The sequence below is a fragment of the Streptomyces sp. NPDC002463 genome, from assembly GCF_042889835.1.
GTDB lineage: Bacteria > Actinomycetota > Actinomycetes > Streptomycetales > Streptomycetaceae > Streptomyces > Streptomyces nymphaeiformis.
Genome location: NZ_JBIARL010000009.1, coordinates 207,425 through 230,134, shown reverse-complemented (window position 1 = coordinate 230,134; position 22,710 = coordinate 207,425). Strand labels below are relative to the sequence as shown.

Annotated in this window: 26 protein-coding genes; 10 read left to right on the top strand and 16 right to left on the bottom strand. The window is 72.0% G+C overall.

Annotation, left to right across the window (positions count from 1 at the left end; translation table 11 throughout):
• The gene (locus tag ACFYX3_RS20115) at positions 1 to 354 is read left to right on the top strand and encodes a zinc ribbon domain-containing protein YjdM (RefSeq protein ID WP_389015052.1); all 354 of its coding nucleotides are present in this window, start codon (positions 1 to 3) and stop codon (positions 352 to 354) included.
• Here the strand turns inward: ACFYX3_RS20115 and ACFYX3_RS20110 are convergent.
• Both ACFYX3_RS20110 and ACFYX3_RS20105 read right to left on the bottom strand, forming a co-directional pair.
• A complete protein-coding gene (locus ACFYX3_RS20110; protein WP_382652267.1) occupies positions 341 to 766 on the bottom strand; it encodes a VOC family protein in 426 nt (141 codons plus the stop codon). The genes ACFYX3_RS20115 and ACFYX3_RS20110 overlap by 14 nt on opposite strands.
• Positions 763 to 1,422, bottom strand: coding sequence for a CatB-related O-acetyltransferase (locus tag ACFYX3_RS20105; RefSeq protein ID WP_389015048.1), 660 nt, complete (start codon positions 1,420 to 1,422; stop codon positions 763 to 765). Before ACFYX3_RS20105 ends, ACFYX3_RS20110 begins: the two co-directional genes overlap by 4 nt.
• A gap of 119 nt (positions 1,423 to 1,541) precedes the next feature.
• Here ACFYX3_RS20105 and ACFYX3_RS20100 point away from each other — a divergent pair, with 119 nt between their 5' ends.
• On the top strand, positions 1,542 to 2,120 hold the full coding sequence (locus ACFYX3_RS20100; RefSeq protein ID WP_389015045.1) for a TetR/AcrR family transcriptional regulator: 579 nt from the start codon (positions 1,542 to 1,544) through the stop codon (positions 2,118 to 2,120).
• 32 nt (positions 2,121 to 2,152) lie between these two features.
• Here the strand turns inward: ACFYX3_RS20100 and ACFYX3_RS20095 are convergent, their stop codons facing one another.
• The 3 genes from ACFYX3_RS20095 to ACFYX3_RS20085 are packed head-to-tail and all read right to left on the bottom strand — an operon-like array spanning position 2,153 to position 3,793.
• Entirely contained in the window at positions 2,153 to 2,869 is a 717-nt protein-coding gene (locus ACFYX3_RS20095; RefSeq protein WP_389015042.1) for a class I SAM-dependent methyltransferase, read from the bottom strand.
• Positions 2,870 to 2,903: 34 nt separating this feature from the next.
• Positions 2,904 to 3,356, bottom strand: coding sequence for a hypothetical protein (locus ACFYX3_RS20090; RefSeq protein ID WP_389015039.1), 453 nt, complete (start codon positions 3,354 to 3,356; stop codon positions 2,904 to 2,906).
• A gap of 5 nt (positions 3,357 to 3,361) precedes the next feature.
• Positions 3,362 to 3,793, bottom strand: a complete 432-nt coding sequence (locus ACFYX3_RS20085) for an ATP-binding protein (RefSeq protein WP_376591638.1) — start codon at positions 3,791 to 3,793, stop codon at positions 3,362 to 3,364.
• A gap of 270 nt (positions 3,794 to 4,063) precedes the next feature.
• On the opposite strand from ACFYX3_RS20085, the gene ACFYX3_RS20080 reads away from it, so the two are divergent.
• The 3 genes from ACFYX3_RS20080 to ACFYX3_RS20070 all read left to right on the top strand — a co-directional run bounded on the left by ACFYX3_RS20080 (position 4,064) and on the right by ACFYX3_RS20070 (position 6,068).
• A complete protein-coding gene (locus ACFYX3_RS20080) occupies positions 4,064 to 4,939 on the top strand; it encodes a helix-turn-helix transcriptional regulator (RefSeq protein WP_359516089.1) in 876 nt (291 codons plus the stop codon).
• Entirely contained in the window at positions 4,940 to 5,176 is a 237-nt protein-coding gene (locus tag ACFYX3_RS20075) for a DUF397 domain-containing protein (protein ID WP_015037566.1), read from the top strand. It abuts the gene before it with no gap.
• Between the two features lie 73 nt (positions 5,177 to 5,249).
• Positions 5,250 to 6,068: an SAM-dependent methyltransferase gene (locus ACFYX3_RS20070; protein ID WP_389015034.1), complete on the top strand. Its 819-nt coding sequence runs from the start codon at positions 5,250 to 5,252 to the stop codon at positions 6,066 to 6,068.
• Between the two features lie 46 nt (positions 6,069 to 6,114).
• Here the strand turns inward: ACFYX3_RS20070 and ACFYX3_RS20065 are convergent, their stop codons facing one another.
• Together ACFYX3_RS20065 and ACFYX3_RS20060 are read right to left on the bottom strand one after the other, a co-directional pair.
• Entirely contained in the window at positions 6,115 to 8,004 is a 1,890-nt protein-coding gene (locus ACFYX3_RS20065; protein ID WP_389015031.1) for a M64 family metallopeptidase, read from the bottom strand.
• A 73-nt stretch (positions 8,005 to 8,077) separates the two neighbouring features.
• Positions 8,078 to 9,421: a 6-phospho-beta-glucosidase gene (locus ACFYX3_RS20060; RefSeq protein WP_389015028.1), complete on the bottom strand. Its 1,344-nt coding sequence runs from the start codon at positions 9,419 to 9,421 to the stop codon at positions 8,078 to 8,080.
• A 114-nt stretch (positions 9,422 to 9,535) separates the two neighbouring features.
• Here ACFYX3_RS20060 and ACFYX3_RS20055 point away from each other — a divergent pair, with 114 nt between their 5' ends.
• A complete protein-coding gene (locus ACFYX3_RS20055; RefSeq protein ID WP_382652285.1) occupies positions 9,536 to 9,982 on the top strand; it encodes a YchJ family protein in 447 nt (148 codons plus the stop codon).
• A gap of 9 nt (positions 9,983 to 9,991) precedes the next feature.
• Here the strand turns inward: ACFYX3_RS20055 and ACFYX3_RS20050 are convergent, their stop codons facing one another.
• The 3 genes from ACFYX3_RS20050 to ACFYX3_RS20040 form a co-directional block, all read right to left on the bottom strand.
• Positions 9,992 to 12,085, bottom strand: a complete 2,094-nt coding sequence (locus ACFYX3_RS20050) for an MDR family MFS transporter (protein ID WP_389015024.1) — start codon at positions 12,083 to 12,085, stop codon at positions 9,992 to 9,994.
• A gap of 63 nt (positions 12,086 to 12,148) precedes the next feature.
• Positions 12,149 to 12,343 carry a hypothetical protein gene (locus ACFYX3_RS20045; protein ID WP_052499750.1) on the bottom strand — a complete coding sequence of 65 codons (195 nt, stop codon included), beginning with the start codon at positions 12,341 to 12,343 and terminating at the stop codon, positions 12,149 to 12,151.
• A gap of 373 nt (positions 12,344 to 12,716) precedes the next feature.
• Positions 12,717 to 13,817, bottom strand: coding sequence for an ATP-dependent DNA ligase (locus ACFYX3_RS20040; protein WP_389015021.1), 1,101 nt, complete (start codon positions 13,815 to 13,817; stop codon positions 12,717 to 12,719).
• Positions 13,818 to 13,869: 52 nt separating this feature from the next.
• Between ACFYX3_RS20040 and ligD the strand changes: the two genes are divergently transcribed.
• Both ligD and ACFYX3_RS20030 read left to right on the top strand, forming a co-directional pair.
• The gene (gene ligD, locus ACFYX3_RS20035) at positions 13,870 to 14,901 is read left to right on the top strand and encodes a non-homologous end-joining DNA ligase (protein ID WP_389015018.1); all 1,032 of its coding nucleotides are present in this window, start codon (positions 13,870 to 13,872) and stop codon (positions 14,899 to 14,901) included.
• Between the two features lie 116 nt (positions 14,902 to 15,017).
• Positions 15,018 to 15,896 carry an alpha/beta hydrolase gene (locus tag ACFYX3_RS20030; protein WP_389015015.1) on the top strand — a complete coding sequence of 293 codons (879 nt, stop codon included), beginning with the start codon at positions 15,018 to 15,020 and terminating at the stop codon, positions 15,894 to 15,896.
• On the opposite strand, the gene ACFYX3_RS20025 is transcribed toward ACFYX3_RS20030, so the two are convergent.
• On the bottom strand, positions 15,883 to 16,551 hold the full coding sequence (locus ACFYX3_RS20025; protein WP_382652298.1) for a TetR/AcrR family transcriptional regulator: 669 nt from the start codon (positions 16,549 to 16,551) through the stop codon (positions 15,883 to 15,885). The genes ACFYX3_RS20030 and ACFYX3_RS20025 overlap by 14 nt on opposite strands.
• 101 nt (positions 16,552 to 16,652) lie before the next feature.
• Positions 16,653 to 17,393: an IclR family transcriptional regulator gene (locus ACFYX3_RS20020; protein ID WP_389015012.1), complete on the bottom strand. Its 741-nt coding sequence runs from the start codon at positions 17,391 to 17,393 to the stop codon at positions 16,653 to 16,655.
• 193 nt (positions 17,394 to 17,586) lie between these two features.
• Here ACFYX3_RS20020 and ACFYX3_RS20015 point away from each other — a divergent pair, with 193 nt between their 5' ends.
• A complete protein-coding gene (locus ACFYX3_RS20015; RefSeq protein ID WP_359516061.1) occupies positions 17,587 to 17,832 on the top strand; it encodes a WhiB family transcriptional regulator in 246 nt (81 codons plus the stop codon).
• A gap of 26 nt (positions 17,833 to 17,858) precedes the next feature.
• Here ACFYX3_RS20015 and ACFYX3_RS20010 read toward each other — a convergent pair whose 3' ends face one another.
• The 3 genes from ACFYX3_RS20010 to ACFYX3_RS20000 all read right to left on the bottom strand — a co-directional run bounded on the left by ACFYX3_RS20010 (position 17,859) and on the right by ACFYX3_RS20000 (position 20,183).
• Positions 17,859 to 18,833 (bottom strand): acyl-ACP desaturase, encoded by a 975-nt coding sequence (locus ACFYX3_RS20010; RefSeq protein ID WP_352026575.1) that lies wholly within the window; start codon positions 18,831 to 18,833, stop codon positions 17,859 to 17,861.
• A 246-nt stretch (positions 18,834 to 19,079) separates the two neighbouring features.
• Positions 19,080 to 19,316, bottom strand: a complete 237-nt coding sequence (locus ACFYX3_RS20005; protein WP_376591616.1) for a hypothetical protein — start codon at positions 19,314 to 19,316, stop codon at positions 19,080 to 19,082.
• 15 nt (positions 19,317 to 19,331) lie between these two features.
• Complete coding sequence (locus tag ACFYX3_RS20000) at positions 19,332 to 20,183, bottom strand: helix-turn-helix domain-containing protein (RefSeq protein WP_389015007.1); 852 nt, start codon at positions 20,181 to 20,183, stop codon at positions 19,332 to 19,334.
• 179 nt (positions 20,184 to 20,362) lie between these two features.
• Between ACFYX3_RS20000 and ACFYX3_RS19995 the strand changes: the two genes are divergently transcribed.
• On the top strand, positions 20,363 to 20,836 hold the full coding sequence (locus tag ACFYX3_RS19995) for an ATP-binding protein (RefSeq protein ID WP_389015004.1): 474 nt from the start codon (positions 20,363 to 20,365) through the stop codon (positions 20,834 to 20,836).
• Positions 20,837 to 20,865: 29 nt separating this feature from the next.
• Here ACFYX3_RS19995 and ACFYX3_RS19990 read toward each other — a convergent pair whose 3' ends face one another.
• Positions 20,866 to 22,509 carry an ABC-F family ATP-binding cassette domain-containing protein gene (locus tag ACFYX3_RS19990; protein WP_389015001.1) on the bottom strand — a complete coding sequence of 548 codons (1,644 nt, stop codon included), beginning with the start codon at positions 22,507 to 22,509 and terminating at the stop codon, positions 20,866 to 20,868.
• Positions 22,510 to 22,710: the final 201 nt, after the last annotated feature.

The following is a 22,710-nucleotide window of genomic DNA, read 5'->3' as shown; positions in this document are numbered from 1 at the left end:
GTGAACGAGAACCTTCCCCCTTGCCCCGAATGCTCCTGCGAATACACCTACGAGATGAACGATCTCGTGGTGTGCCCGGAATGCGCCCACGAATGGGTCCCCTCCGAGGGAGCCGCCGACGACGCCCCCGGTGAGCGTGTCGTCAAGGACGCCGTCGGCAACGTCCTGAACGACGGCGACACCGTGACCGTCGTGAAGGCCCTCAAGGTCAAGGGCAACCCCTCCGGCATCAAGGCCGGCACCAAGGTCCGCAACATCCGCCTCGTCGACGGCGTGGACGGCCACGACATCGACTGCCGCATCGACGGCTTCGGCGCCATGCAGCTCAAGTCGAGCGTCGTCAAGAAGGCCTGACCGCAGCCTGGTCCCGGAGGGCGGTCGGGGCCAGGGTCCGCAGGACGTCGAACTCGTTGCCCTCGGGATCGGCCAGGACCACCCAGCTCCGGTCGGGTCCCTGACCCACGTCCACCGCGGTGGCGCCGAGCCCGAGCAGCCTGGCGACCTCCTCGTCGGTGGAGACGTCGACCGGGCTCACGTCGAGATGGAGCCGGTTCTTCACCGTCTTTCCCTCGGGCACCTGGATGAAGACCACCGTCGGCGGCATCTGGCCGGCCCTGACGGCCTCGACGGTCGGCTCCCAGGACCCGATCTCGACCTTGCCCGGCCTCCGGTCGAGCACCCTGAAGTCCAGGACCGCGCACCAGAAGGCCGCGAGCCGCTCCGGATCGTGGCAGTCGACGACCAGTTCGGTGAACCTGCTGGTCATGACTTCTCCGGTTCGGTGAGGGCGGGGGCCGCGTTCTCCAGCTCGTCGACACTGCCGGACATCAGGGTCCGTACGTGCTCGGTGATGTGCTCCACGGGCCAGTCCCACCAGGCGAGCGCGAGCAGCCGGGCGATGTCCGCGTCGCTGTAGCGGGTCCGGACGAGGCCGGCCGGGTTGCCGGCGACGATGCCGTAGTCGGGGACGTCCTTGGTGACCACGGAGCCGGCGGCGACGATCGCGCCGTGTCCGATGCGCACGCCGGGCAGGACGGTGACGTGGTGGCCGAACCAGACGTCGTTGCCGACGACCGTGTCCCCGCGGTTCGGCAGACCGGTGAGCAGGTCGAAGTGCTCGGCCCAGGAGCCGCCCATGGTCGGGAAGGGGAAGGTGGAGGGGCCGTCCATGCGGTGGTTGGCTCCGTTCATGAGGAACCGCACCCCGGTGCCCAGCGCGCAGAACCTGCCGATGACCAGCCGCTCCGGTCCGTAGTGGTGGAGCACGTTGCGGGTCTCGAACGCGGTCGCGTCCTCGGGGTCGTCGTAGTAGGAGAACTCCCCGACCTCGATCAGCGGGGACGTGACCAGGGGCTTGAGCAGCACCACCCGTGGCTGGTCGGGCATGGGGTGCAGGACGGTGGGGTCGGCGGGTACGGGCATGACGGACGTCCTCTGCGTGCGTGGCGGCACGGCACGTGCCGTGCCGATGTGTTGAGAAGCGTGCCCGCGTCGGGGAGCACTGTCAAGAACGGCACGTGCCGTGCCGTTACTGTGGGGGCATGACCAACGCCCGTCGGAGCGGCCCCGACCTGACCGAAGCCATCATGCGAACCACGCTGGAACTCGGGCAGGAGCTCGGCTACGCCAAGCTCAGCATCGAAGCGATCGCGTCCCGCGCCGGCGTCGGCAAGCACACCGTGTACCGCCGATGGCCCTCCAAGGGCGCCCTGCTGCTCGACTCGCTGCTTTCGCTCAGCGAGTCGGCCCTGGACTACCCCGACACCGGTGATGTCGTCGCAGACCTGGGCCGGCAGATCCACGAGGCCGTCGACCTGCTGGCCGGGGCGCCCTTCGGCCCCCTCTTCCGGGCCCTGGTCGGCGAGGCCCAGCACGACCCCGGGGTTGCCGCCGCGCTCAACGAGCGGTTCATCGCTCCCCAGGAGGACAAGACCGTCGCCCGCCTGAGGGCGGCACGGGACCAGGGCCAGCTGTCGCCCGACTTCGACCTGGACCTGGCGATGGCGATCCTCTCCGGCCCGCTGTACTTCCGCCTCCTGGTCACGCAGGAACCGCTGACCCGCGCGTACGTCGACCGCGTTCTGGCCGCGCTCTTCGCCGGGATGGGACCGCGACCGTGAGGTGAGAACCGTGCATGTGGTTTCGGGCGGGATCACCCGGAGCCTTTTCGCGCCACGACGAGCCTGCAGCGCGGGCTTCCGCCCTCCCGGCGGCCCAGCGGCTCGACCGGGACGAGGGTGACGTCGAAGCCCGCGTCCTCCAGGCGGGCGCGGACGTCCGCGAGGCGGAAGGTGCGGTAGTACATGACGAACGGCGGGCGCCAGACGGCGTTCCTGACGCGCATCGCCGCGTCGAAGCCCCACAGGGTCCAGTAGAGGCGGGAGCCGACCGGCGGCGGGGCGGGGAGCGGGAAGGCGAAGGCGCCGCCCGGGCGCAGGGCGCCGTGGACCTGGGCGAAGAGGGTGCGCTGGTCGTCCGGGAGGAAGTGGCCGAAGGCGCCGAAGCTGACCGCCAGGTCGAAGGCGGGCGCGAAGGGGAGGGCCAGGGCGTCGGCGCGGACCAGGTCGGCGGCCGGGTGGGCGCCGCGGGCCCGGGCCAGCATGCCCGTACTGAAGTCGACGCCCGCGACCCGGCCCGCGCAGACCGAGCGGAGCACGCCGAGACCGGCACCGGTGCCGCAGCAGACGTCGAGGCCGGAGTCGAAGGGGCCGAGGGTCTCCAGGGTGTCGGCGACGGCGGCGAGGAGACGGTCGGAGGTGCGGAAGGGGGTCGCGTCGAACTTGGTCGCGAGCAGGTCGTAGCCGTGCTCGACCGAGGAGAGGGCCTGGACGGTCAGCTCGCGGAGGCTGGGACCCTGCGGGGTGAACATGGCACCGAGCCTAGGGCGTCGGCGGGCCCGCGCGTCAGAGCGTGGTGCTCACCGGCGGGGCCGACCAGGACGGCGCGATGCCCGTCAGCTGGCAGACGAGGAGGTAGAGGGGGATCGGCGGCGTGTACGGGGAGGTGCCGTCGGGGTGGTGGATGAGGCGCGGACCGCGGTCCGGGATCTCGGCGCCCCGCGCGTAGCAGGCGGGCAGCGGCCAGGTGACGTCGTGGTCGGAGCCGGCGGGGACCAGCCACCACCACCAGTCGGAGTCGGCGTAGACGCAGCCCTTGGCGGGGAGGCGGGAGAGGATCTTGAAGCCGAAGCGGGCGGGGACGCCGACGGCGTCGCAGCCGAGGCCGGTGTGCAGCCCGACGGGCACGGAGAGGCGGGTGGTGCCGAGCTCGTGCGCGCCCCGGGGGGACTCCGGTGAGCGGCGCGGGGCCGGTACGGAGGCTTCGAAGGGCCGGAAGGCCCGCGGGAGGATGCGCATCGACCTCAGCACGGTTCCCCCATGCCGTGGGCGAGTTCCGCCCAGACGACCTGCGCCGTGCCGAGGCCCGTGCGGTCGGCGCCCCAGGCGGTGCAGAGCGCGTCGACGATGAGGAGTCCGCGGCCGCGTTCCTCCTCGCCGCAGTCGCGTATCCGCGGTCCGGCGGGGCCGCCCTCGTCGCGTACGGCTATCCGCAGGGTGTCCTCGCCCTCGCGGAGTTCGCAGACGACACGGTCGCTCGCGGTGTGCACGACGGCGTTGGTGACGAGTTCGGAGACGACCAGGGCGACGGTGTCGCGTATCTCGGGGCCGCAGCCCCAGAGGATGAGCCGCTCCTCCGCGAGCCTGCGGGCGCGGGCGACCGAGGAGGTGAGGGCCGGGAGCTCGAAGGCGAAACGCCGGACGGGATCGGTGTGCTGCGGTGGGCGCTGGGCCATGACCCGAGGGGCTGCAGGGCTCATGAGACCTGAGGGCTGCGCGTTACCAGAAGCCACGACCGGTTCCTCACAACAGTGGGCAGGACTGCCGTACGGCGCTGTCGCCGTGGCGCGGTGGCGCACGGCGGCAGCGTGTACTGGTTCACCGGAACACTGTCCTCCTGCTTCGGACACTTGGCAAGGGGCACTCTGAAAATTGCAGAGTGCTGTGTTCTCTCTGGCCGGGCTTCATGGCACACTCGTCGAAACAGTGCGTCGGGGAGGTCTGAAGTGAGCGAGCCGCGGTCCGCCCCCACGGTGGGACAGGTCGTCCTCGGAAAGCGTCTGCAGGACCTGCGCGAGCGGGCCGGCATGAAGCGGGAAGAGGCCGCGAAGATCCTCCGGGTGGCCCCGGCCACCGTCCGGCGGATGGAGACCGCCGAGGTCGCGCTGAAGATTCCGTACGTGCAGCTCCTCTTGAAGGAGTACGGGATCACGGACTCCGAGGCGGAGGGCTTCGTCGCCCTCGCGGAGGAGGCCAACCTCCCCGGCTGGTGGCAGCGGTTCCACGACGTGCTGCCCGGCTGGTTCTCCATGTACGTCAGCCTGGAGGGGGCGGCGAGCCTCATCCGGGCGTACGAGCCCCAGTTCATCCCCGGTCTGCTCCAGACCGAGGGGTACGCCCGCGCCATTCTGCGCAGCGGGGCGGTCGGCGGTGGCGGCGACGCCGCCCGGGAAGAGGACATCGATCGGCATGTAGCCCTGCGGATGGAGCGCCAGTCCCTGCTGACCAGGGACGACGCCCCCAAACTCTGGGTGATCATGGACGAGACGGTGTTCCGCCGGCCGGTCGGTGACGGGCCCGAAGTGATGCGCGACCAGCTCGACCGGCTGCTCGAAGCGTCCGAGCTGCCGAACGTCACCCTGCAGATCGCGGAGTTCGCGACCGGCCACCATCCGGGCACCTACGGGCCGTTCGTCCTCTTCCGCTTCGCCATGCCCGAACTCCCGGACATGGTCTACAGCGAGTACCTGACCGGCGCCGTCTATCTCGACGCGCGTCCCGAGGTGGCTTCCCACCTGGAGGTCATGGACCGCATGGCGGCGCAGGCCGCGACTGCACAACGCACGAAGGAGATTCTCCGGAATCTCCGCAAGGAGCTGTGAATGGATCGCATATACAACGGCATGCCCGCCGCCGAGCTCGGTGCCGAGGGTTGGCACAAGCCCTGGAGCGGCGGGAACGGGGGCAACTGCGTGGAGGCCATGAAGCTGGCCGACGGCAGAGTCGCCGTGCGACAGTCCGCAGACCCTGAAGGACCAGCGCTCATCTACACCCACGGGGAGATCGCCGCTTTCATCCAGGGCGCGAAATCAGGTCAGGCTGACTTTCTGCTGACCTGAACCTTCCGCCTCACCCCTACCATCGCGTAACTCTTGTTTCAGTGCCACCCGTTCATCCCGACCAGGAGAGCCGATGACCCAGGACCCCGCATCCCCTCACGGCGGACAGAGCATCGACACCAGCAAGCCGCACCCGGCGCGCATGTACGACTGGTTCCTGGGCGGCAAGGACAACTACCCGGTCGACGAGGCGATGGCCCGTCAGCTCCTCACCGTCGACGCCCGGGGCCGGGACATGGCCCGCGTCAACCGGGCCTTCATGCACCGCGCCATCCGCTGGCTCAGCGCCCACGGCGTCCGCCAGTACCTGGACGTCGGCACGGGCATCCCGACCGAGCCCAACCTGCACCAGATCGCGCAGGAGGCCGCGCCGGAGTCCCGCATCGTCTACTGCGACAACGACCCGATCGTGCTCGCGCACGCGGCCGCCCTGCTGCGCTCGACCCCGGAAGGGGCCACCGAGTACATCCAGGCGGACGCCCGCGAGCCCGAGGTCATCCTCGAAAGGGCCGGAAAGGTCCTTGACTTCGACCAGCCCATCGCGCTGTCGATGCTCGCCCTGCTGCACTTCGTGGGGGACGAGGACGGCGCGTACGAACTGGTCTCCAAGATCGTCGACAAGCTCGCGCCGGGCAGCTATCTCGTCCTCTCCCACGTCACCGGGGACTTCGACCCCGAGGGCGCGGCGAAGGCGGCCGCCATGTACAAGGCGCGCGGGCTGACCCTGCGGCCCCGCTCGCGCGACGAGCTGGCCGCGTTCTTCGACGGCCTCGAGTTCGTCGAGCCCGGGGTCTCGCTCACCGCCGAATGGCACCCGGAGCTGGGCGAGCCCGTCCCGGTCCAGGGCGACGACCCCATCCCGGGGTGGGCCGCGGTGGCCCGCAAGCCCTGACCCCGAGCAGAACGAGAAGGGGGCCCGCCGACGGGCCCCCTTCGCGCTACCCCTCCACCAGCGTCACCAGGAAGCTCCGCGCCGGCCCGATGTTGCCGGCCGCGTCGATCGTGCGGTACTCGACGGTGTGCGTGCCGTAGTCCGGGCTGGCGTCGTCCCACGGCACCGCCCGGCTCCGGCCCAGCTTCCCGTAGACGAGATCGTCGATCACCGTGCCGCCCGGCGAGAAGCGGAACGGCGCGTCGGCGTCCGTCGGCCAGCCGTAGTACGTGTACCAGCCGTCGCCGTCGACCCGGAACTGGCTCACCACGGCGCCCTCCCGGTCGTCCCGCGCGGTCAGCCGCATCGTGAACGCCCCGTCGTAGACGTACTCCACCGGGCGCCCGGGACGCCGTACCGTCCGCAGCGGCTCGGACAGCTCGTACGCCGCCGTCGCCGGACGGGCGTCCACCGTCCAGCTCAACTCCTCGTCCGTGCCCGCGAGACGGGCCGTGAGGGTGTGCGTCCCGGGCGCGATCCGCAGCGCACGCAGGTCCAGGTCGCGGTCGTCGCGGCCGTACGTCGCGACCGGCCGCCCGTCCAGACGCCAGCGCACGGCGGGCGTGCCGTCCACCGCGTGGGTGGTGTCCGCGTGGACGACGCTCCGGGCCCCGACGGGGGAACCGGTCGGGGTGTACCCGGTGAAGCCGCGATCCTCCGGACCCCGCACCGTCGTCAGCGAGGGGTCCACCGTCCAGCCGACGGTCCGGGTGAGCGCCGCCGAGGCGCGGACCGCCGGGTCGCGGACGAAGGGCGTCGGGTCGGTGACCGTCGCCGTCAGCGTGTGCGTGCCCGGGGAGACCCGCAGCCCGCGCAGGTCGACGGTGCGGGCGCCGCGGGTGTCGAGCGTCCGCCCGTCCAGCCTCCAGGTCACGGCGAGCGCGCCGCCCACCGGGTGCAGGGTGTCCACCCACACCGTGCGGTCCGCCCCGATCGGCGCCGTGTCCGGGGTGTGGTCCTGGACCAGGTCCACCTTCGCCGAGATCGCCCGGACCATCACCTCGCGCTCCACCTGGTCGAAGGCGTAGCCGAGGGTCTTCATCAGGGAGTGCCGGCTCGGCCGCCAGACGCCCTTCGTGCTGTACATCCCGCCCTCGTGGCGGCCGATGACCCCGCCCGACTCGCTCTCCTCGCCGAGCCAGCGCCACCACTTGGCCCGCTGCTCCCGCATCTGGTCCTCGGTCAGGAGGGTGTGGTGGACCGAGGAGGGTTCGGGTCCTTCGTAGGCCTCGCCGGGGACTCCGCGCGCGTAGTAGTCGTACTCGTCCTGGAGGCCGCCCAGCGAATGGCCTATCTCGTGCGGGGTGATGAGCGAGGAGAGCGCGTTGCCGCCGGAGGCCGTGGCGTAACTCCCGCCCGCGCCGCCGTAGGTGTCGCTGTGGGCGAGGGCGACGATCTGACGGTTGGCGCGGCCGGTGCCGGGGACGAGGTCGGCAAGCGCGCCGGCCTTCCGGCTGTCGACGGTGAGCAGCCGCTGCACGCTGTCCGGATCGCAGCCGCCCCAGAAGCCCATGTCGAGCGCCGTGTCACGGGCGGGCGCGGTGAGACCGGGGTCGCAGTCCACGCCGGACTCGGCGGAGGGGACCTCCACCGCCCACACGTTGATGTACGAGCGGTACGAGGCGAAGGGCTCGATGCTCCACAGGGCGTTCAGATGCCGTTCGAGGTCCGCCCGGAACGCCGGCATCTCCGCCGCGGTGTAGCCGTCGCCCATGAACACCAGGTTGAACCGCTTGTCGGCGGGCCCGGTGGTCTGCACGGGGACGACGACCGGCCCCTCGCCGGGCGTGGGTGTCCCGGCCGCCGCCTGCGTGGTTCCCACCAGGCCGGCGGCCAGCAGACAGACCGCGGCGAGCCGCGCCACGGCACGCCGAACTCCCTTGCGCTGTGAGGTCATGGGGCGCGAGCCTAGGCCGCGCCCCCGGCCTCGTAAAGATGTTCGTCAGCCGACCGTTCGTCGGCCGGTCATCTCAGTTTCGCAGCCAGGCCAGGCCCGGGTGCTCCGCCGTGTAGCCCTCCACCAGCCGGCGCGCCACCGCCACCGAGTCCACCAGCGGGTGCAGCGCGAAGGCCTTGACGGCCGTCGCCCGCGAGCGGCTCTCCACCGCCGCGAGGACCTCGCGTTCCACCGCCTTCACGGCGGTCACCAGACCGACGGCGTGGTACGGCAGCGGGGCCACCGACACCGGGTGGGCGCCGTTCGCGTCCACGAAGCACGGCACCTCGATCACCGCGTCCGCGTCGAGCACGGACAGCGTCGAGCCGTTGCGCACGTTGAGGATCAGCGTGGTCCGCTCGTTCCGCGCGATGGCCCGCATGAGCGCGAGCGCCACCTTCTCGTAGCCGCCCGACTCCAGGTCCTCCTCGTCGCGCTCCCCGATCCCGGCGGCCTCCCGGTTCGCGGCCATGTAGGTGGCCTCGCGGTCGGCGAGCGTACGGTGCCAGGCCGCGAGGGCCGGGGTGCCGGGCTTGGCCATCTCCTCGTAGAACGCGCCCTGCTGGTCCCGCAGATACGCCCCGCGCGTCCGCTCGGCCGTCCGGTAGGCCTGCACCGCCTCCCGGTTGAAGTAGTAGTAGTGCAGGTACTCGTTGGGGATCGCGCCGAGCGACCGCAGCCACTCCGGGCCGAACAGCCTGCCCTCCTCGAACGAGCCCAGGGCCTCCTCGTCGGCGAGCAGCCGCGGCAGCACGTCCTGCCCGCCGACCCGCAGCCCCCGCAGCCAGCCCAGGTGGTTGAGGCCCACGTAGTCGATCCAGGCCTCGTCCGGGTTCGCGCCCAGGATGCGCGCGACCCGCCGGCCGAGGCCCACGGGGGAGTCGCAGATGCCGACGACCCGGTCCCCGAGCACCCGGGACATCGCCTCCGTGACCAGGCCGGCCGGGTTGGTGAAGTTGATGACCCAGGCGTCGGGGGCGAGTTCGGCGATCCTCCGGGCGATGCGTACGGCCACGGGCACGGTCCGCAGCCCGTACGCGATGCCGCCCGCGCCCACCGTCTCCTGGCCGAGCACGCCCTCGTCGAGCGCGATCCGCTCGTCGGCCGCCCTGCCCTCCAGACCGCCGACCCGGATCGCCGAGAACACGAAGTCCGCCCCGCGCAGCGCCTCGTCCAGATCCGTCGTCGCCGTCACCGCCGGCGCGTCCGGCACGCCCTCCGCCTGGTCGGCGAGGACCCGCGCGATCGCCGAGAGCCGCCCCTCGTCGAGGTCGTACAGGGTGACGTGCGTGACCCGCCCCTCGGCGTGGTCGCCGAGCAGGGCGCCGTACACCAGCGGCACCCGGAATCCGCCGCCTCCGAGAATCGTCAGTTTCATGCTCGTACGCTACTGGGACGAGTCCTCTGAGCAGCGGGATTCCGGGAGGTCGTCCACGGCGGCGTCCACATGCCGGGCGCCGCCGCGGCCCGTCGGGTGGGGGACAATGGCGCCATGTCCCGACGCAAGACCCGCCCCCGCACCTCCCCGGCCGCCGCCGTGCCCGCCGTGACCGCGGCCTCGCCCTGCCCCTGCGGACTCGACGCCGCGTACGGCGCGTGCTGCGGCCGGTTCCACTCGGGCACCGGTGGTACGGCACCCACCGCCGAGCTCCTCATGCGCTCCCGCTACAGCGCCTTCGTCGTCGGTGACGAGGCGTACCTGCTGCGCACCTGGGCGCCCGGGACGCGGCCGGGCGAGGTCGACTTCGACCCGGGGACGCGGTGGGCCGGCCTGGAGATCGAGGGGTCCACCGACGGCACCGCCTTCCACCAGCACGGAACCGTCACCTTCGTCGCCCGCTACGTCCACGGCGGTGAGGCCGGCGCCCTGCACGAGCGGAGCCGGTTCGCCCGCCACGAGGGCGCGTGGGTGTACGTGGACGGCGACTTCATCGAGTAGCGGGAACGCTCAGCGCGCGCCCGCGCCCGCCGGCACCCGTTCCCTCGGGAGCCCGTTCGCGAGGTCCTCGGCGACGATCTTCTTGGCGATGGAGTCCGTCGCCACCCGCAGCTCGGGTCCGCTGGGCCGGCCGCGCTCCTTCTCGACCTGGTCGGACAGCCAGTCGCCCCAGGCGTGGGTGATGACGTCCGCCTCGCGCTTGCCCGCCGTGGTGTGGGAGAGCAGGTTGCCGTCGCGCGTCAGGAAGCCCTCGTCGACCATCCGGTCGAAGACCGGCAGCAGGACCTCCGGCGGCACCCGGCGGCCGGCCGAGATCAGGCCCAGGCTGGCGTGCCCGACGGTCCGGGTGTAGAGCTCGACCTGCATGACCGCCCAGGCTCCGGCGAAGTCGAGCCGGGTGTCGGAGCCGATGACGATCCGGCGGGCCGTGTCCATGTCCTGGCGGCGCAGGATGCGGCCGACGGAGAGTTCGAGGAGCTTCTCCGAGTCGCCGGACATGGTGGGGGAGCCGAAGCCCTCGCCCATGTCGGGGGCGGCGGAGCGGGCCGAGTCGCGCAGCTCCACCTGCTTGAGGAAGAGGGCGACGACGAAGCCGACGGCCGCGACCGGCACCGTCCAGAGGAAGACGGTGTGCAGGGTGTCGGCGTAGGCCTGGACGATCGGTGCCGCGATCCGGTCCGGGAGCCGGTGCAGGCCGGCGGGGTTCTGGGCGGCCTGCGCGATTCCGGCCGGGTCGATGCCGAGGCTCCTGGCGATGGTGCCGGCCTCGACGAGGCCCGAGGCGAGGTTGGGCTTGAGGGAGTTGGTGTAGATCGTGCCGAAGACGGCCGTGCCGAAGGAGCTGCCGAGGGTGCGGAAGAAGGTGACGCCGGAGGTGGCGGTGCCGAGGTCGGCGTATTCGACGGTGTTCTGCACCGCGATGGTCAGGACCTGCATGCACAGGCCGATGCCGGCGCCGAGGACGAACATGTACAGCGACTCCAGCCAGGTGCCGCTGTCCGGTCCCATGAGGGAGAGCAGGTAGAGGCCGATGCCCATCACCAGGCAGCCGACGATCGGGAAGATCCGGTAGCGGCCGGTCTTGCTGACGTAGTTGCCGCTGAAGATGGAGGCGATGAGCAGGCCGATGACCATGGGGAGCGTGCGGATGCCGGACATGGTCGCCGACTCCCCGTCGACGTACTGCAGATAGGTCGGCAGGAAGGTCATCGCGCCGAGCATGGCGAAGCCGACGACGAAGCTGAGCACCGAGCAGACGGTGAAGACCGGGTTGCGGAACAGCCGCATGGGCAGCATGGGTTCGGCCGCCCGGGTCTCGACCCAGCAGAACAGGCCCAGGGCGACGATGCCGCCCGCGAAGAGCCCGATGATGACGCCGGAGCTCCAGGCGTACTCGTTGCCGCCCCAACTGGTCGCCAGGATCAGGGCGCTGGAGCCGACGGCGACGAGCGCGATGCCGGCGTAGTCGATGACCGGCCGGCTCGCGGAGCGTACCGAGGGGATCGAGCGGGCGGCGGCGATGACGACGAGGATCGCGATGGGGACGTTGACGTAGAAGGCCCAGCGCCAGCTGAGGTGGTCGGTGAACAGGCCGCCGAGGAGCGGTCCGATGACGGTCGAGACGCCGAACACGGCGCCGATCGCGCCCTGGTACTTGCCGCGTTCGCGCAGCGGGATCACATCGGCGATGAGCGCCATCGAGGTGACCATCAGGCCGCCGGCACCGACGCCCTGGAGACCGCGCCAGACGATCAGCAGGGTCATGTTGGTGGCGAGTCCGCAGAGGAACGAGCCGGTGATGAAGACGACCGCGGAGATCTGGAAGATCACCTTGCGGCCGAAGAGGTCGCCGAACTTGCCGACGAGGACGGTCGCGACCGTCTCCGCGAGCAGGTAGGAGGTGACCACCCACGACATGTGGGCGGCGCCGCCCAGGTCCGAGACGATCGTGGGCAGGGCGGTGCCGACGATCGTCTGGTCGAGGGCGGCGAGGAGGACGCCCAGCATGATCGTGCCGAAGACGATGTTGCGGCGGCGGCTGTCGAGCACGGGTGGCTCGGTGGCGGCCGAGGGCGCGGGCGCTGCGTCGCTGGTCGTGGTCACTCTCGCAGCGTCACACCGCCACGGTCCTCACGCATGCGGGGGACGGCCGAACAGGCGCACCTGTCAGGGGGTGACGGGCAGCTTGGGGTGGTGCTTGGCGAGGATCTTGTTCGCCCGGGCGAGGGCGGCGAGCGCGTGCTCGCGGTCCGCCCGGTCCTCCGCGCAGAGCGGTCCCCGGAAGCGGTACACCTCGCGCGCCGCGCAGTCCGCGTCGACCTCGGCCTGGAGGACGTGCAGCGGCAGGCAGGCGCCGATCATCGCGGCCACGCTGTCGGGGATCGGGACGGGAACGAGGCGCGAGGGCGAGGTGATCACGGGTCAGTCCTAGTCGGTCCGGGGAGGGTAAGGAAGGGTCTCCTCTCCATACGTACCGGATCGGCGTCCGGGTTCCGGCACGGCGATGTCGCGGGCGGGCAACGGCCGGGCGCGTCCGAGGAGCGCCGCGCGGGTCCCGGGGGGAGCGGACCGGGCGGGGGCGCGGGCCGGTGCCGGACGCGTTCCCGCAGGTACGGGGGCGGGCGACGGCCGTCGTGTCGTGCACGATCTCTGCGTATCGCTCGAATGTTCATCGAACGTGTTGCCGGTTCGAGGTGTCGGCGGCGGGTCTCGCGGCCGTCGAATGTGTGGCATCTCACGTTGCGGCGCGCCGGTTTCCCGGAGTGCGTTTCCGCGGCTGGGCGAGGACCTCGGTCAGGTCGTACGAGACGGGCTCGTCCAGCTGTCCGTAGCCGCAGGACTCCGGCGTCCGGTCCGGGCGCCACCGCTTGAACTGCGCGGTGTGGCGGAATCGCTCGCCCTCCATGTGGTCGTAGCCGACCTCGCAGACCCGCTCCGGCCGCAGCGCCACCCACGACAGGTCCTTCTTGCCCGACCAGCGGCTCGGCGCGCCCGGAAGCCGCGCCCCCTCGTGCGCCGCCTCCTCCGTCCACGCCTCCCACGGGTGCCCGTCCGGCGGGTCCATCCGGAGCGGCTCCAGCTCCTCGACGAGCTCGGCGCGGCGGGCGGCGGTGAAGGCCGAGCAGACGCCGACGTGCTGGAGGGTGCCCCGGTCGTCGTACAGGCCGAGCAGCAGCGAGCCGACCACGGGACCGCTCTTGTGGAAGCGGTATCCGGCCACGACGACGTCGGCCGTCCGCTCGTGCTTGATCTTGTACATGAGGCGGGCGTCCGGCCGGTACGGCAGGTCGAGCGGCTTGGCGATCACCCCGTCGAGCCCGGCGCCCTCGTACTGCTGGAACCACCGCTCCGCGAGCCCGGGGTCCCGGGTCGCCGGCGCCAGGTGGACCGGCGCGTCGACCCCGTCGAGGACGCGCTCCAGGGCGGAGCGGCGCTCGCTCAGCGGGGTGTCGAGCAGGGACTCGTCCCCGAGGGCGAGCAGGTCGAAGGCGATGAACCGGGCCGGGGTGGTCTCGGCGAGCAGGCGGACCCGGGAGTCGGCCGGATGGATCCGCTCGGAGAGCCGGTCGAAGTCGAGGCGGCCGCCTTGCTCGATGACGATCTCCCCGTCGACGACGCAGCGCTCCGGCAGCCGGGCCGCGAGCGCCTCGACCAGGTCGGGGAAGTAGCGGGTGAGCGGCTTGCCCGTACGGCTGCCGATGACGAGCTCCGTCCCGTCCCGGTGCACGATCGCGCGGAAGCCGTCCCACTTCGCCTCGTACTGCATCCCCGGCGGGATCCGCTTCACGGGCTTGGCGAGCATCGGTTTCACGGGCGGCATCACCGGAAGGTCCATGGGGCGATTGTCTGGTATGCGGGAGTTGTCGGCGAGCCCTAGGCTGACCCGCATGGCAGGCAAGGCGGCAGCGGTGGAACTCGAGGTCGGCGACCGGACCGTGCGGGTCTCCAACCCCGACAAGGTGTACTTCCCCGAACCCGGCTACACCAAGATGGACCTGGTCCGGTACTACCTGGCCGTGGGCGACGGCGTCACCCGCGCCCTGCGGAACCGCCCCACGACCCTGGAGCGCTATCCCGACGGGGTGACCGGCGAGTCCTTCTTCCAGAAGCGCGCCCCCAAGTACCTGCCCGACTGGATCCCGACGGCCCGCATCACCTTCCCCAGCGGCCGGTCGGCCGACGAGATGTGCCCCACCGAGCCGGCCGCCGTGCTCTGGGCGGCCAACCTCGGCGCCGTCACCTTCCATCCCTGGCCGGTGCGCCGGGACGACACCGACCACCCCGACGAACTCCGCATCGACCTCGACCCGCAGCCCGGCACGGACTACGCCGACGCCGTCCGCGCCGCCCACGAGCTCCGCGCGGTCCTCGACGAGCACGGACTGCGCGGCTGGCCGAAGACCTCGGGCGGCCGGGGCCTCCACGTCTTCGTGCCGATCGCCCCCGAGTGGACGTTCACCCAGGTCAGGCGGGCGGTGATCGCCTGCGGCCGGGAGCTGGAGCGGCGGATGCCGGACCGGGTCACGATCAACTGGTGGAAGGAGGAGCGGGGTGAGCGGATCTTCGTCGACTACAACCAGGCGGCCCGGGACCGCACGATCGCCTCCGCCTACTCCGTACGCCCCCGGCCGCACGCCCCCGTCTCGGCGCCGCTGCGGTGGGAGGAGATCGACGAAGCCGTGCCGAGGGACTTCGACATCAGGACGATGCCGACGCGGTACGCGGAGGTCGGCGACGTCCACGCGGACATGGACGACGAGCGGTTCAGTCTGGAGTCGCTGCTCGAACTGGCCCGGCGGGACGAGGCGGAACACGGTCTGGGCGACCTGCCGTACCCGCCGGAGTACCCGAAGATGCCGGGCGAACCCAAGCGGGTGCAGCCGAGCCGGGCGAAGGGGGAGGAGCCCGGGGAGAAGTAGGGAGAGGGCCGGGACGCTTCCGGGTGGGCGTCGCCGGCCCTCGATCTTCACTCTAAAACAACACGAACGATCGTGCTAGCATTTTTTCATCGTCAGGACGACCGAGGAGATCCGGCATGTACCCGATGGCTCCGCTCATCCGCACCGCCCTGAACACCACCGCCCGCCTCGCCCCCGGCACGGCCGGCCGCTGGGCCTTCCACCTCTTCGTCCGGCCGCTCGGCAGGGCCCCGGTGAAGCCGGGGGAGCGGGAGCTCCTCGCCGCCGCCCGCACCGGGACCCTCCACGTGCGCGGCAAGGAGGTCGTCACCTACGCCTGGGGCGACGGCCGGCGGCCCGTCCTGCTCGTGCACGGCTGGTCCTCCCGCGCCTCGCGGCTCGGGGCCTTCGCCGAGGAGCTCCTCGCGCGGGGATACAGCCCGGTCGCCTTCGACGGGCCCGGGCACGGCGAATCCTCCGGCAAGGCCACCAACATCGTCGAATACCGCGAGATCATCCGGGAGTTGCACGTCCGGCACGGCGACTTCGAGGCCGTCGTCGCCCACTCCTTCGGCGTCCTCGCCTCCCTCTTCGCCCTCCGCGACGGCGTCCGCACGGCCCGCTTCGTCGGCCTCGGCGGCGTCGGCTCCTTCGACCTGCTCATGGAGGGCTTCCGGGCCGGACTCGGCCTGGACGACCGGGTCGTGCGGGCCGTGCGCCGGTATGTCGAGCGGCGGCTCGTCCCCGGTGAGCCGGGCGTCTGGGACCGCTTCGGCGCCGACCACGCCCCGCACGAACTCGGCGCGCCCGTCCTGCTGTTCCACGACGAGGACGACGACATGGTGCCCCTGGCCCAGGCGCGGTTCCTCGCCCGCGCCCACGGCGAGAGGGCCCGGCTCGTCGTCACCCGGGGCCTCGGTCACCGCCGTATCCTCACGGATCCCGGCGTCGTGGCCGCGGCGGTGGAGTTCGCGACGGCGGGTGCCGTCGCATCCGAGCGTGTCAGTCTGCGCTGAGCGCCGCCCGGCCCTTCTCCGTGGCCGAGGACAGCAGACGGGCCGTGATGCCCCGCTCGGCGCGGGTGTACGTGCCGGGGTCGCCGAGCAGCAGGGAGTGGGCGTTGGCCGCCTCCATGAGGGCGATCACCTCGAAGGCCAGCTGCTCCACGTCCAGGTCCTCGGTGAACTCCCCGACGGCACGCGCTTCCGTCAGGGCCCCCTCCACGTACGCCGTCCAGTCGCGGCGGGTCCCTGCGACGGCGTCGTGGACCGGGCCCGTGCGGGCGTCGAACTCGGCCGCGACCGCGTAGAAGAAGCAGCCGCCGGTGAAGACCCGGTCCGATGAGTACGCGAGCCAGTTCCGGCACAGCTCGCGCACCCGCCGGGCGCCCGGCGGCAGGTCCTTCAGCGGGGTGACGACGCGGTCGGCGAAGACGGCGACGGCGGCCCTGACGGTGGCGAGCTGCAGCTCCTCCTTGGAGCCGAAGAGGGCGAAGACGCCGCTCTTGCTCAGCTCCAGCTCGGTCGCGATCCGGCCGAGCGACAGGCCTTCGAGCCCCTCGACCGAGGCGATGTCCATCGTCCGGCCGAGGACGAGGCGCCGGGTCTGGTTGCCCCGCTCGACACGTCCGTCCCGCTTGGTCCCGGTGCCGCTTCCCGTGCTGCCGCTCATGCCCCCATCGTACTGAACGCACGACCGTGCGGACATCTCGGTGCAGCCCCGGAGGCCGGCGGCCTCGGCGGTTTCCCGGCCCGCTCGCCCGGTCCCGGCGGCTACCCCGCCCGCTCGCCCGGCTCCCGGCGCTCCGCCGGGGCGAGCAGCAGCACCTCGAGGGCCCGCGCGCAGGCCCGCGCCTGCGCCAGGTACCAGTCGAGCCGCGCGTCGGTGATCAGATCGGAGGCTCCCCGGACCGAGAGCGCGAACCTCGCGTGCCCCGCCCGTCCCAGGACCGGCACGGCCAGCGCCCGGACCGCGTGGGCCGGCTCGCCGTCGTCGAGGGCGAACCCCGCCTCCCGTACACGCGCCGACTCGGCGGTGAGAGGGGCGGGTTCCTCGTCCGCCCGGGGCCAGGCGAGCAGCACCTTCCCGAGCGCCGTCGAGTGCAGCGGCCGCCGCAGTCCCACCCTCGGGGCCACCGGGCCGCCCGCCACGATCACCGCGTGCGGACCGCTGCGCAGCGCCAGGTCGGCGGTCGCGCCCGTCCGCTCGGCGAGATCGGCCAGCTCGGGACCCGCCCGGTGCAGCCCCCGCTGGTGGTACGAGAGCCGGCCCAGCTCGGTCATCGCCGGGCCGAGCCGGTAGCGCGCGGTCCTGGCGTCCTGCTCCAGGAAGCCCGCGCCGAGCAGGGTGCGGGCCAGCCGGTGCGCCGTCGAGGTGGAGAGCCCGAGCCGGCGCGCGAGGTCGGAGGCGCTCAGGTCGGGCCCGTTGTCGTGGAAACAGTGCAGCACGTCCAGTGCGCGGCGGACCGCCTGGGCGCCCGCCGGGGGTCGGACGATGCCGGCCTCGGTCGTCATAGGGTTCGCTCCCCGTGGGTGATCGTGCCCCCACGCTCCCACATGGCGGGAGCCGGATCAGGCGCTCGACGGGGTCGGAAACACACCGTTCATACGCGATTCCGGCCGACCGGAACGCCGCTCCCGGCGCGATGTATGCGCCATTGATCGAACGTTGATGGCGCGTTTACGGCCCCCGGGCAGGCTGTCGGTCATGGATACCGACGTGCTGACCGCCCCCGACCTCTCCTGGCGTGAGAACGCCCTGTGCGCCCAGGCGGGCCCGGAGTTCTTCTTCCCGGCCCCCGGTTCGTCGACGCGCGAGGCGAAGCAGCTGTGCGGGGCGTGCGAGGGGCGCCTCGCGTGCCTGGAGTACGCCCTGGCCCACGACGAGCGGTTCGGGGTGTGGGGCGGGCTCTCCGAGAAGGAGCGCGGGCGGCTCAAGCGGCGGAGCCGCTGAACCGCCCGGCCGCCCCGGCGGGCGGCTCAGCCGGCCGCGCGCGCGGCCATCCGGGCCTTGCGGGCCGCGAGCTTCTCGTCGAACTTGCTCGCCTCGCTGTCGAGGCCGTTCATGTAGAGCCCCAGCTCCTCCTGGGCGCGCAGGCCGTCCGGGCCGAGGCCCTCGATCTGGAGGACCTTGAGGAAGCGCAGGACGGGCTGGAGGACGTCGTCGTGGTGGATGCGCATGTTGTAGATCTCGCCGATCGCCATCTGCGCGGCCGCCCGCTCGAAGCCCGGCATGCCGTGTCCGGGCATCCGGAAGTTGACGACGACGTCCCGCACGGCCTGCATGGTCAGGTCGGGGGCGAGCTCGAAGGCCGCGCCCAGCAGGTTGCGGTAGAAGATCATGTGCAGGTTCTCGTCGAGCGCGATGCGGCCGAGCATCCGGTCGCAGACCGGGTCGCCGGACTGGTGGCCGGTGTTGCGGTGCGAGATGCGGGTGGCGAGCTCCTGGAAGGCCACGTACGCGACGGAGTGCAGCATCGAGTGCCGGTTGTCGGACTCGAAGCCCTCGCTCATGTGCGCCATCCGGAACTGCTCCAGCTTGTCCGGGTCGACGGCGCGCGAGGCGAGCAGGTAGTCGCGCATCACGATGCCGTGCCGGCCCTCCTCGGCGGTCCAGCGGTGCACCCAGGTGCCCCAGGCGCCGTCGCGGCCGAAGAGGCTGGCGATCTCGTGGTGGTAGCTCGGGAGGTTGTCCTCGGTGAGCAGGTTGACGACGAGGGCGATCTTGCCGATGTCGGTGACCTTGGACTGCGACGGCTCCCAGGCCTCGCCGTCCTCGAAGAAGCCGGGGAAGTTCCGGCCGTCGGACCACGGCACGTACTCGTGCGGCATCCAGTCCTTGGTGACCTTCAGGTGCCGGTTGAGCTCCTTCTCCACGACCTCTTCCAGTGCATAGAGCAGCCGTGCGTCGGTCCACCCTGCCGAGCTGTCGAGGGAGGGAGAGGTGAGCGTCACGGGAACTCCTGGGGACGGAGAAGGGCATACGGGCATACCTACGGATTCGTAGGTTACGAGACCGTAGGTTAAGCCTCCGTAAGGCGTCGGCCAAGCCCGCCCCGGCGATGTCCGATTACATTCCGTTATGCGTGCAGCTCCGGCGGGGTGCCGGAGACGCAGGTCACGTCCTGTCCGGCGTCCGTCGGTCAAGCGGCCGACTACACAGCGCAGATGTCCGGCGGCTCGGAGCGAGTGATCGGCGCCTCACAGCAGATGGTCGGCCGCCCCGGCCTTCACGGCCGAGATGAGCGCCCGCAGCGCCTCCACGGAGTCGGTGACGTACTCGCCGGGGGAGAGCGTCGAGCCGATGTAGGCGCGGCCGGAATCGTCGAGCCCGAAGCGGAAGCAGTTGGCGCCCTCGCTGCAGAAGGCCTCGTCCCAGTCGATCGCGGAGGCGGTGGGGGCGGACGGGGCGGTGGGGGCGGCGGTCGTGACGTTCATGGTGTGGGGGGTCCTTCACAGGTCCTGGGATATGGCGCGGACGAACGCGCGTGATTCGGTCGTGGACAGGGCGAGCCCGCGCAGCCGGTCCAGCAGGCCGCGGTACCGGCGCAGTTGCATGTCGGTGTCGAGCAGGAGCGAGCCGTGGGAGGAGTCGAGCTGCACGGTGTCGAGCTGCGGCACCGCTGCGGACACATAGGTGAACGACTGGCCCGCCCCGGGGAAACCCCCCGCGGCGAACGGGATGACGCGTACGGAGACGGTGTCGCGCTCGGTGTGGGCCAGGATGTGCTCCAGCTGCGCCCGCGCGACCTTCGCTCCGCCGAACTGCATGCGCAGCGCGGCCTCGTGGATCACGGCCTCGTACCGTACCGGCCGGTCGCCCTCCAGGATCTGCCGACGGCGCAGCCGCAGGGCGAGCCGGGACTCCAGGTCGGGTCCCGGCAGAGGGGGGACGGCGGTGTCGAAGACGGCCCGGGCGTGCTCCTCGGTCTGCAGGAGGCCCGGGATGTGGGTGGTGACGGAGGTCTCCAACTCCGAGGCGTGGAACTCCAGTTCGGCGAGGTCGAGGAGGGCGGGCGGGAGCAGTCCGCGGTGCTCCTCCCACCAGCCCCGGTCCCGTTCCCTGGCCATGCCGGCGAGGAGGTCGACGAGCCCGGTGTCCGGGCAGCCGTAGTTGAAGGCGAGGGTGCGGACGCGCTCGGGGCTGATCCCGAAGCGGCCCGACTCGATGTTGGGGATGCGAGTGCGGTCGACGCCCAGGAGGGCGGCGGCCTGCTGGGCCGACATCCCCGACTGTTCGCGCAGTTTGCGCAGTTCGCTCCCGAGGCGCTGCTGTCGCGCGGTCGGGCTGCTCCTGGGTGGCACGCTCCGCATCCCCTTCGCTCTGTGACGGCGTGGCCCGCGGCGGGCCGCCGATATGGCCGGAATGGTACGAGTGCCCGCAAGGTGTAGCACTGTGCTCCGGTCGTGCGCTACGGTCGGTAGTGCAAGTCTCACACGGGGCTACCGAGCTCGTGTGCAGGACCCCCCATGCACCAGGAAATGTGAGCAAACCGATGAAGGGCGCCCTGCGTTGCCTCCCGACCGCCGCCGCGGCCGGGCCCGTACCTCCCGCCACGGAGAACCTCAGCTACTCGATGCTGCTCCCCGGCGGCGCCTACTGCGCGGGACACGCGCGCGAGGCGGTCCACTCGCTCCTCACCCGGCACGGCCTCTCCGACCTCTGCGAGACCGCCGTCCTCGCGGCCTCCGAACTCGTCTCGGCCGCCTACCGGTTCACCCCCGACCGGGAGATGATCCTGCGCGTCCGCTGGCGGTTCGAGGCGTTGCGGATCGTCCTCTACGACCAGCACCCGGCCCATGCCGCACCCCGCGCGGCCGAGGAATGCCGCGACCGCCGCAGCCGCAGCATGTGGCTGCTGGCCGCGGCGGTCGACGCGCACGGCGGGGACTGGGGGCTCGCCCCCGTGCTCACCCCCGGAGGGGGAACCAAGTCCTGGGCGTTACTCCACCGCTAGGACCCGTCCGTCAGGACCCGTCCTGAGGATCACGCCGGGCTCGGGGCCGTCCCCCTGACCTCCTCCGCCGTCGTGGGCCGCAGCTCCCCGTCGAGCAGCAGCCAGCGGGTGATCCCCAGCGACTCCAGGAAGGCCACGTCGTGGCTCGCCACGATCAGCGCCCCCTCGTAGGCGTCGAGGGCCGCCGTCAGCTTCCGCACCGACGCCATGTCCAGGTTGTTCGTCGGCTCGTCCAGCATCAGCAGCTGCGGAGCCGGCTCCGCGAGGAGCAGCGCCGCGAGCGTCGCCCGGAACCGCTCCCCGCCCGACAGGGTGCCGACCGGCTGATCGGCCCGCGCCCCACGGAACAGGAGCCGCGCGAGCCGGGCCCTGATCACGTTCGCCGTCGCCTCGGGGGCGAAGCGGGCCACGTTCTCCACCACGCTCAGTCCGTCGTCGAGCACGTCGAGCCGCTGCGGCAGGAAGCGCAGCGGCACCCGTGCGTCCGTCTCGCCCGCCAGCGGCTCGAGCTCCCCGGCGATGGTCCGCAGCAGCGTCGTCTTCCCGGCGCCGTTCCGCCCGACCAGCGCGATCCGCTCGGGACCGCGCAGTTCGAACGCGCCGTCGACCCGCGCCCCGTAGCGCAGCTCCAGGTCCCGCAGGTGCAGGACCTCGCGGCCCGGCGGCACCGAGGTGCGCGGCAGCTCGACGCGGATCTCGTCGTCGTCCCGTACCGCCTCCACGGCCGCGTCGAGTCGCTCCCGCGCCTCCGAGAGGCGCTCGGTGTGCAGCGTGCGCTGCTTGCCGGCCGTGACCTGGGCGTCGCGCTTCCGCCCGTTCGCCACGATCTTGGAGGCGACCTTGTTCTCGGAGCTCTTCTGTCCGTACCGCTTGCGGCGCGCCAACTTCATGTGGGTGTCCGCGAGTTCGCGCTTCTGGCGCTGTACGTCGGCCTCGGCGACCCGCACCATCCGCTCCGCGGCCTCCTGTTCGGCGGCGAGCGCCGACTCGTACGCGGACCAGCTGCCGCCGTACCAGGTGACCTCGCCGTCACGCAGGTCGGCGATCTGGTCGACCCGCTCCAGGAGCTCCCGGTCGTGGCTGACCACGACCAGGACCCCGGACCACTTCTCCACCGCCTCGTACAGCCGGGCGCGGGCGTGCAGGTCCAGGTTGTTGGTGGGCTCGTCGAGCAGCAGCACGTCGGGCCGGGCGAGCAGCAGCGCGGCGAGGCGCAGCAGCACGGACTCGCCGCCCGAGATCTCGCCCACGGTCCGGTCCAGGCCGACGTGGTCGAGCCCGAGCTGGTCGAGGACGGCCCGGGCCCGCTCCTCCACGTCCCAGTCGTCGCCGATCGCGGTGAAGTGCTCCTCCGCGGGGTCGCCCGCCTCGATGGCGTGCAGGGCGGCCCGCTTGCCGGCGATGCCGAGGATCTCGTCCACCCGCCGCGAGGTGTCCAGGACCGGGTTCTGCGGGAGGTACCCGAGCTCACCGGTGACCTTGACCGTGCCCTCCAGCGGGGTCAGTTCGCCCGCGAGCAGCTTCAGGAGCGTGGACTTGCCGGAGCCGTTGAGCCCGACGAGCCCGGTACGGCCGGGACCGACCGAGAGCCGGAAGTCGTCGAGGACGGTGGTGCCGTCCGGCCAGGAGAAGGAGAGGGCGGAGCAGGTGATGAAGGTGGGGTGATGCGCCATGCAGGCCTCCGGGTCGCGCAAGCGTGAAAAGGGAGCAACGCGGGAGACACCGGGGCGCGGGCAGTGGAAGGAACGGCTCGTACGCCGAGGTCGAGAACGGCACACGCGGCACAGGGGGCACGCGCGGCTCGGTGTCTCGCAACCTCAGACGAGCAACGTCCTTCTCCGATCGGGTGACGACAAGGTCAGGAACGACCGTAC